We start from the raw sequence: 4,233 nt of genomic DNA on the forward strand, positions 1-4,233 counted from the left end.
TCTGTCTTTCCGGGTCTTGCGCGCGCACAGTTAATGTGCCATGCTATAGACAGAACAAAAAAAGGGGGAGGTCTTATGGAAAGCAAGGATTTTGCAGCCATTATCAATCTCGCAATATCAAAAGAGGAAGAAGCCTACGATTTTTACATGGAACTCATAAACGCCGTCGATGACAAGGCGGCCAAGGACGCGCTGCAGGTCATCGCCGGCGAGGAAAAAAAGCACAAGGAGTTCCTCGTAAATTACCGCGACAAGGGCTACGGGAACGAAGGCCTGAAAATGACGGCTGTCGTCGATTACAAGATCGCGGAGCATCTCGAGGCCCCTGAGCCTAAGGCCGGCATGGAAAGCAAGGATGTCTTCCTCATTGCCGCCCATCGCGAGAAGGCGTCCCACGAGTTCTACCTCTCCCTTGCCTCCATGCATTCTTCGGGAGAGGCGCGGAATATGCTCCTTATGATGGCCGCGGAAGAGCTGAAGCACAAGGAGAAGATGGAATACTATTACGCGAACGCCGCATTCCCGCAAACATCGGGAGGGTGAGCAAAACAGGGATACATCTCTCAACAGTGCCGGGAACACACCGCGAGGCCGCCTTTGGATCCCATTGAATTTGCTATCTTCGAATCCTGGTTCGGCACCATCTCCATCGCAAAAAGAAACGGCCGGATCATACGTCTCGATCTTTCAGACAATGACATGTACCAGGAACACCGAGCCCTGGTGAAACGCTTTCCTGACAGCGTAGAATCTGAACAATCCTTTAAGACTGTACGCACCCTGCTCCACCGTTATCTGAAAGGGCAACCGGTGGATTTCGATGTGGAGGTCGACATATCCGACCTGCCGGAATTCACGCAAAGAGTATTGACAGAGCTTCGCAAGATCCCCTACGGAGAAACGAGAAGCTATCTCGATATTGCGGTATCCGCCGGATGCCCCGGGGGGGTACGCGCCGTCGGTCAGGCGGTGAAGAGGAATCCCATCCCCATCATCATTCCTTGCCACAGGGTCATCCGACATGATGGGTCGATAGGAGGATTCGCGCTGGGAGAAAAGATAAAGAAAAGGCTTCTTTTTCTTGAGGGTATCAAAAAAACCTGGTCGGCTTAGGCAGGCAGCCGGAAACGATCTCGGCAGTGGTACCTTATGGTCGTGCCCTGGAGCGTCGACGTCTTGAAACAGTCCCCAGATCGGCCGGCTCCCCGCCGGCAAGGCGGGCGCTGTCTTCAAGGTACCGCTTCAGGAAAACCCCGGTATAACTACTCTCTATGGACATGATGTCCTCGGGCGTGCCTTCCGCAATGATCGTCCCTCCCCGACCCCCGCCCTCGGGCCCCAGGTCTATTATGTGATCGGCGCTCTTTATGACATCGAGATTGTGCTCGATCACAACAACCGTATTGCCCCTGTCAACGAGTTCATTAAGGACGTGGAGGAGCTTCTCGATATCCACAAAGTGCAGCCCCGTCGTCGGTTCGTCGAGGATATAGAAGGTCTTTCCCGTGTCTCTCTTCGACAGCTCCCGGGAGAGTTTGATCCTCTGGGCCTCTCCGCCGGAAAGGGTGGTAGCCGCCTGTCCCAGGCGGATATACCCGAGTCCTACATCGTTGAGGACCTTGAGCTTGTTCCTCATGTGCGGATGGGCTTCGAAGAACTCCATCGCCTGTGTAACGGTCATTTCCAGCACATCGGCGATGCTCTTCCCGCGATAGAGGATCTCCAGGGTGTCCCTGTTGTAGCGCTTCCCCTTGCAGGCCTCGCAGACTATGTAAACATCGGGCAGGAACTGCATCTCTATCTTGACAAAACCCTCGCCGGCGCAGGTCTCGCACCTTCCGCCCTTGACGTTGAAGCTGAACCTTCCCTCCCTGTAACCTCTCATCCGTGACTCCGGCAGCCTGGTGAAGAGTTCGCGGATATGGGTGAAAAGACCGGTGTAGGTGGCCGGGTTGGATCTCGGGGTCCTTCCGATGGGCGACTGGTCGATGTCGATGACACGGTCCACGGCCTCAAAGCCCTGGATGCCGTCATACTCGCCCACCCGTTCCTTCGACCTGTAGAGTTTCTGCTTCAACAACGGGTAAAGGGTATCGACGACAAGGGTACTCTTGCCGGAACCTGAGACACCGGTGACGGCAGTGAAAACCCCGAGAGGTATCGCGACGTCGATGCTCTTGAGGTTGTTCGCCCGTGCGCCCTTCACCGTGAGATAACCCCGGGTCTGTCTCCTGTCGGCCGGCCTTTCGATGAAACGGCGTCCCGATAGATACTGGCCCGTTGCCGACTCGGGATGCATCTTCAATTCCGCGGGTGTCCCCTGGAAAACAAGGTATCCGCCGTTCTCGCCGGCTCCGGGACCGAGATCGACAACATAATCGGAGGAGACGATGGCGTCATAATCGTGTTCCACGACGATAACCGTATTGTCGAGGTCGCGAAGCCGCCTCAACGTCTCCAGGAGCCTGTCGTTGTCACGCTGATGAAGCCCGATGCTCGGCTCATCAAGGACATAGAGCACCCCTGTCAGCCCCGAACCGATCTGGGTTGCAAGACGGATCCTCTGCGATTCACCCGAGGACAGCGTGGCGGAATTACGGCTCAGGCTGATATAGTCGAGGCCTACATCGAGGAGAAATCTGAGCCGCGATGCGACCTCTTTGAGTATCGTCCGGGCAATCTCCTGCTCTTTCGCCGAAAGTTCCATGGCATCGAAGAAACCCAGGCATTCCTCGATGGTCATCCGGGATATTTCGGAGATATTAAGCCCGCCCACCTTTACCCAGAGCATCTCCTTCCTGAGCCGAGCTCCGTGGCATTCCGGGCAGGGAATGAGGTTGATGAACCTCTCCAGCTTTTCCCGCTCGTAAAAGTTGGAATCCTCATAGTCCCTCTGAAGCTCGCCGATGACTCCCGCGAAAGCCTTGCGCCTGAAGCTTCTGCGCTCCCCCAGGTCGTGGAAGAACTCTATCTCTTCGCCCTTCGAACCGTAGAGGATGGCATCCTGGACATCCTTCGGAAGGTTCTTGAAGGGTCTCCTGATATCGATCTTGTAGTGCTTGACGAGGGCCTCGAGAAAGGGCAGGAAATGAACGGGGTTTTTCTCGGCCCATGGCACGACCGCACCGTCGCGGAGCGATAGGTCGTGATTGGGAACGATGAGGGCCGGGTCGAAGTATTCCTTGACGCCCAACCCGGTGCAGGCCGGACAGGCACCGTAGGGGTTGTTGAAGGAAAACATCCGCGGAGCTATCTCGGGATAACTGATGCCGCAATCGGGACAGGCAAACTTTTCGCTGAAAACCCGCGTCTCTTTGCCGGTCTCGACCTTCACGAGGCCCCCCGTCCTTGAGAGAGCCAGTTCCACCGCTTCGAAGAGCCTGCGTTCCACACCCTCTCTGATGGTGATCCGGTCGACGACGACCTCGATCTCGTGTTTCTTGTTCTTGTCGAGCTCGATCTCGTCCGCCAGATCCATGATCTTCCCATCGATCCTGACCTTCGTGAAACCATGTTCCCTGAGCTCGTCGATCTCCTTGTGGTATTCGCCCTTTCTGCCCCGAACGATGGGGGCGAGAATGGTAAGATTCTCCCCCTTTCCCAGGGCCTGGATCGCATCGACGATCTGGGGGGCGTGCTGGCTCTTGATCTCCTTGCCGCAACCGTAGCAGAAGACATGACCTACGCGGGCAAAAAGCAGCCGCAGGTAATCGTATATCTCGGTAACGGTACCCACCGTGCTTCGCGGGTTCTTGCTTATGCTCTTCTGCTCGATGCTGATTGCCGGCGACAACCCCTCGATGTAGTCCACGTCGGGTTTTTCCATGAGTTCGAGGAACTGCCGGGCATATGAGGAAATAGATTCGACGTACCTGCGCTGGCCTTCCGCATAGATGGTATCGAAGGCGAGCGTCGACTTACCGGAACCGCTCGGCCCTGTGATAACGACCATCTTGTTGCGGGGAATGGTTACATCGATGCCCTTGAGGTTGTGCTCTCTCGCACCTTTTACGAATATACTATCCATATCGCTATTACAGCTTCACATCCTTATCAAGCCCAAGATTATAGCAGAAAACCGGGCCTATTTCAAAGAAGACCTGTGGCGGGTAATGTATCATTCTTTGTGTCAGAACAAAAAACTGGGGTACCATCATAGCGAAGAACCCATCACAGTTCGGGACTATGATTAAGGAGGTACCCCAGATGGTACGCAGGATTATGATACGGAGT

The 4,233-nt window shown here is 55.3% G+C and carries 4 protein-coding genes; 2 read left to right on the top strand and 2 right to left on the bottom strand.

What is annotated here, in order from left to right:
* Positions 1-75: 75 nt before the first annotated feature.
* Together PHC90_14585 and PHC90_14590 are read left to right on the top strand one after the other, a co-directional pair.
* Positions 76-543 (top strand): ferritin family protein, encoded by a 468-nt coding sequence (locus tag PHC90_14585; GenBank protein MDD3847572.1) that lies wholly within the window; start codon positions 76-78, stop codon positions 541-543.
* Positions 544-597: 54 nt separating this feature from the next.
* Positions 598-1,113, top strand: a complete 516-nt coding sequence (locus tag PHC90_14590; GenBank protein MDD3847573.1) for a methylated-DNA--[protein]-cysteine S-methyltransferase — start codon at positions 598-600, stop codon at positions 1,111-1,113.
* Positions 1,114-1,147: 34 nt separating this feature from the next.
* Here PHC90_14590 and uvrA read toward each other — a convergent pair whose 3' ends face one another.
* Together uvrA and PHC90_14600 are read right to left on the bottom strand one after the other, a co-directional pair.
* Positions 1,148-4,027: an excinuclease ABC subunit UvrA gene (uvrA, locus tag PHC90_14595; GenBank protein MDD3847574.1), complete on the bottom strand. Its 2,880-nt coding sequence runs from the start codon at positions 4,025-4,027 to the stop codon at positions 1,148-1,150.
* 7 nt (positions 4,028-4,034) lie between these two features.
* Positions 4,035-4,233: hypothetical protein (locus PHC90_14600; GenBank protein ID MDD3847575.1), on the bottom strand; the 199-nt coding region annotated here is incomplete at its 5' end.

The sequence above is a fragment of the Syntrophorhabdaceae bacterium genome (assembly GCA_028698615.1).
Lineage (GTDB): Bacteria > Desulfobacterota > Syntrophorhabdia > Syntrophorhabdales > Syntrophorhabdaceae > Delta-02.